The sequence below is a fragment of the bacterium genome, from assembly GCA_035371905.1.
Taxonomy (GTDB): domain Bacteria; phylum Ratteibacteria; class UBA8468; order B48-G9; family JAFGKM01; genus JAMWDI01.
Window position 1 is genome coordinate 1 of record DAORXQ010000122.1, and the last position, 4316, is coordinate 4316.

Consider the following 4316-nt stretch of genomic DNA (forward strand, 5'->3'; position numbering starts at 1 on the left):
AAAAGAAACACTTGATAAACTGATTGAAGAACTTAAAAAAATTTTTGAAAAAAGAAGGACTGGTGAATTAATAGAAGAGATAGATTATGGAAAACTTAATAGAAAAGATTTTATACTTCTGAAAGGAGACATTTCAGGAATTCAGGACTTTATTTATTCTGTATCAAGTGAACATGCATTAAAGGGTTTAAGAGGAAGGTCTTTTTATCTTCAATTAATCTCTGAAATTATTGCTTATAAAATACTTGACGAATTCAATCTGACAAAAGCAAATCTTATATATCTTGGAGGTGGAAACTTTATAATTTTACTTCCAAATCTTTCAGATGCAGAAAAAAGATTGGAAAAACTGACAGAAGAAATAGATAAAGTAATCTTTAAAGCACATCAGGGCAAACTTGGATTTCTTATCTCTTATATTAAATTTCCTTACTGGAATTTTATTGAAAATTTTGGCGATTTATTATCTGAACTTGGAAGAAAATTGGCAATTGAAAAAAGAAAAAAATTTAAATATTTAATATCCGAAAATCTCTTTAAACCATATCCGGAAAAAGTGGAAAAAGAAATGGGTGGTTGCGAAATCTGTGGGAGAGAAATAGAAAAAAAAGATAAATGTGAACTCTGTGAAAGTTTTGAAAAACTTGCAATAGAAATAAAGAAAGAAAATGTGATTATGGAGATAAAAAAAGTTAATAAAAAAGAGATAAAAGAAGAAGTTAATAAATGGGATGAAATATTTGAAGGACTGGGTTATAAAATAAGTTTTGAAAAAAGTATAGGGGGTATAAAAATTTATTTAAACAACTCTGATTTTCTGAAAGTAAATTGTGATGCTTTTAGATATGAAGCAATTTATAGTCCAGAAGGAACTCTTGAAGATATTGCTAAAAAGGCAGAAGGTATTGAAAGATGGGGTGCTTTAAGAATGGATGTTGACAATCTTGGTTTAATTTTTGGTTCAGGTTTTATTGATGAAGAAGGGAAAGATATAACAACAATTTCAAAATATAGTATGTTAAGTTATACATTTTCACTTTTCTTTTCTCTTGGAATTCGGAATATTGTTGAAAAAGAATATAAAGAAAAATGCTGTGTTGTATATTCAGGAGGAGATGATTTATTTATAATTGCGCCATGGAGTGATTTGCCGGAAATTGCTGAGGAAATATGGAGAAACTTTAGAAAATATGTGTGTAATCATGAAAAGATAACAATTTCAGGTGGTATATACATTGCTCCTTCGAAGAAATTTCCTGTTTATCAGGCAGCAAAAAAAGCAGGAGAGGAAGAAGAAAAAGCAAAAAAAGGCGAAAAAAATAAAATCACATTTTTTGAACCAATAAAATGGGATGAAGAATTTGTAAAAATAAAGGAAGTAAAGAATAAACTCTATGAACTTTTGAAAGAAGATGGAAAACCAAAAGTATCAAGGGCTATTTTGACAATTTTATATGGAGGATATAAAGAAAAAGAACTAAAAGAGAGGGGAAAAATACCATTTGTGAGAATCTGGAGAATTTTTTACGCATTGAAAAGATTTATGGAAAGACATAAAGATTACGAAAATGATATTGATAAAATCAGGGAAACATTTATAACTGATTTTAATATTCAACCTAAATTAAATGTAGCAGTAAGATGGGCAGAACTATTAACAAGAAAAGGAGGGTGAAAGAAAGTTAGATTACTTGGAGCGATTGAATATTCACTTTTAATTTTAACAGATGAAAAAGTTTATTAAATATGAAATTTTGACAAATGAAAATTTTCATCTGGATTTGATTAAAAAGTTAAAGGAAAAAGGAATAGATATTGAGAATTGATACAATTAAAAATGGAAGTTTTTTGAAATTGCGAGGGAAGAAGGAAAAATTTTGATGACTTTTGATAAAGATTTTTTGGAGAAAATGAGGAAAAAAGTTTAAAAGGAGGTGGCTATGACTAATATAAACAAAGAAATTATTGAGAAGATAATAAATGGAGATTTTGAGATATTAAATAAATATGCCCAGGAGATTGGTGAGAAATACGCGCCCCAAAATCCACGAGAGAAGGAAGAAAAATTAACTACTTCACAAATTAGAAATATACTGGATGATGTTCAAAGGATGAAAGAAGAAGATATAAAATCACAGAAGCATCAAATTTTAAGACCAAAATTGGCTTATATTGCGGGAAGAAATAATAAGTCATTTGCTTTGAAGGAATTAAAGGAAATAATTGATTATGCACTTCAACTGGTTGGAGATGATTATAAAAAATTTGAAAATTTCAGATATTTTTTTGAGGCAATTGTAGGTTATCATAGATTTTATAGTAAAGTAAAGGATTAAAAGGAGGGCAAAATGTTAAATGAAAATAAAATAAAAGTAAATTTGTTAGGGAAAATATTGATTAAAGGAGATATTAAAGTTATTACTGGATTAAGAATTGCTGGGGCCACTACAGGTTTGAAAATTGGAGGGGTAGACCAACCAGTAATTACTGATGCTTTTGGAAGGCCTTATATCCCCGGTTCTTCTTTAAAAGGGAAATTAAGAATGCTTGCAGAAAAAAATGAGAAAGTAAAACTAAATAAAACGAGAAATGTTAAAAATTCAAAAAAAGAAGAGCCATATTGGCATGAATGTGATGCTCCTGAAGAATATTTAAAGTGTAAAATATGCAAAGTTTGGGGAATTTTAAGTTCTGATAAATTATTAGGGATTCCAGTAGGAACGAGATTAATTGTAAGAGATATTTTTTTAGATGAAAAATCAATCACAGAAGAAATGAGAAGAAATATGGAGCTTGAATGGACAGAAATAAAAATGGAAACAGCAATTGATAGGTTAAAAGGTACTGCTTTAGAAAAAAGCTTAAGAACCATTGACAGGGTGCCAGCAGGAGCAGTTTTTAGACCTATGGAGATGGTCTTTAATATTTTTGAAGAAAGTGACAAAAATTTGCTTAAAGTTGTTTTTGAATCTATGGAATTGCTTGAAGATGATTATCTTGGTGGTATGGGTTCAAGAGGGTATGGAAAAATTAAATTTGAGAATATTGAAATTTACTGGAATAAAAAAGAAGATTATGAAAGTGGGAATATCAATGTGTACAAAATCAATGATGGGTATGCTACTCCGAAAGATATTGTAAAGAACTTCTCTAATATCCAAAATAACATCACCTAAAAGGGAAAGAAAATGAAAATTGTAAAGATTAAATTTAAATCTTCTTTTCATTCAGGAGAAAGAGAAGGATTTTTAGAAGCAACAGAAGAAATAATACATTCAGATACACTTTTTTCTGCTTTCTGTTATAACTACCTTTTGCTTTACGGAGAAAACGAACTGAACCAACTTATAGAAAAATTCAGAAACAATAATCCTGTATTTTTAATTTCTTCAATGTTTCCATACAGTAAAGAAAAATTATATTTCCCTGTACCTTTAAATCAATTGCCGAAAGAAAAAGTAATTAAAAAAATTAAGTATATAGAAAAGGATGGATTTGAAAAATTGTTAAATGGAGAAAAACTTGAAGATATTTATCTAAATTACAGCACAATACCTGAAAAAGATGGAAAAACACATTACAATATAATTGAAAATCCGAGAATTGGTTTAAGCAGATTAAATACAACTCCTGGAGAAAACTATTTTCATTTTGGAGAAGTATTTTTTGAAGAAGGAAGTGGTTTATTTTTCGTAGTAGATTTTAAAGAACCTGATTTTGAAAAGAAATTTTTTGCAACATTAAGATTAATGGGAGACGAAGGAATTGGAGGAGATAGAAGTGTTGGGAAAGGAAATTTTACAATTGATACAATTGATAAATTTGAAATTCAAACTCCTTCTGAATCTTTTGGTTGTATAATTCTTTCACTTTATTTACCACAGGAAAATGAATTAAAAGACCTTAAAGATGGTTATTATGAGATAATTGAAAGAAAAGGATATATCTTTTCTCCATACACAAAATCTTTAAGAAAAAAATCAATCAGAATGTTTATTGAAGGTTCTGTTTTTCCATCAATGAAAAAAGGAAAAATAGCAGATGTAACACCTACTGAAATATTCCAAAGCCATAATGTTTATAGATATGGTTTTGCATTTTCTTTACCCTGTAAAATAGAGGTTCAAAATGAAAATTAAAATAAAAGTTTTAAGTCCAGTCCATATTGGTTCTGGAAAAGAAATAAGTCCTCTTGAATATGTGCTTGAAGAAAATAAATTCATCAGGATTAATATGGATGCACTTTTTCAATCACCTGAATTTTCAAAATTTAAAGATAAATTTTTAAATATGGCACAAAGTGAAAGATATATAAA

Annotated in this window: 5 protein-coding genes; all 5 read left to right on the top strand. The window is 28.3% G+C overall.

The genetic code is table 11. The annotated features are described in order from the left end of the window. Nucleotides 1-1675 (top strand): type III-A CRISPR-associated protein Cas10/Csm1 (gene cas10 / locus PKV21_09230; protein ID HOM27666.1); only part of this gene is annotated, 1675 nt, incomplete at its 5' end. 265 nt (nt 1676-1940) lie between these two features. Next, a complete protein-coding gene (gene csm2, locus PKV21_09235) occupies nt 1941-2336 on the top strand; it encodes a type III-A CRISPR-associated protein Csm2 (GenBank protein ID HOM27667.1) in 396 nt (131 codons plus the stop codon). 12 nt (nt 2337-2348) lie between these two features. Further along, the gene (csm3, locus tag PKV21_09240; protein ID HOM27668.1) at nt 2349-3176 is read left to right on the top strand and encodes a type III-A CRISPR-associated RAMP protein Csm3; all 828 of its coding nucleotides are present in this window, start codon (nt 2349-2351) and stop codon (nt 3174-3176) included. 12 nt (nt 3177-3188) lie between these two features. Then, the gene (gene csm4 / locus PKV21_09245; protein HOM27669.1) at nt 3189-4139 is read left to right on the top strand and encodes a type III-A CRISPR-associated RAMP protein Csm4; all 951 of its coding nucleotides are present in this window, start codon (nt 3189-3191) and stop codon (nt 4137-4139) included. Next, a partial coding sequence (locus tag PKV21_09250) for a hypothetical protein (GenBank protein HOM27670.1) occupies nt 4129-4316 on the top strand: 188 nt, incomplete at its 3' end. The genes csm4 and PKV21_09250, both read left to right, overlap by 11 nt.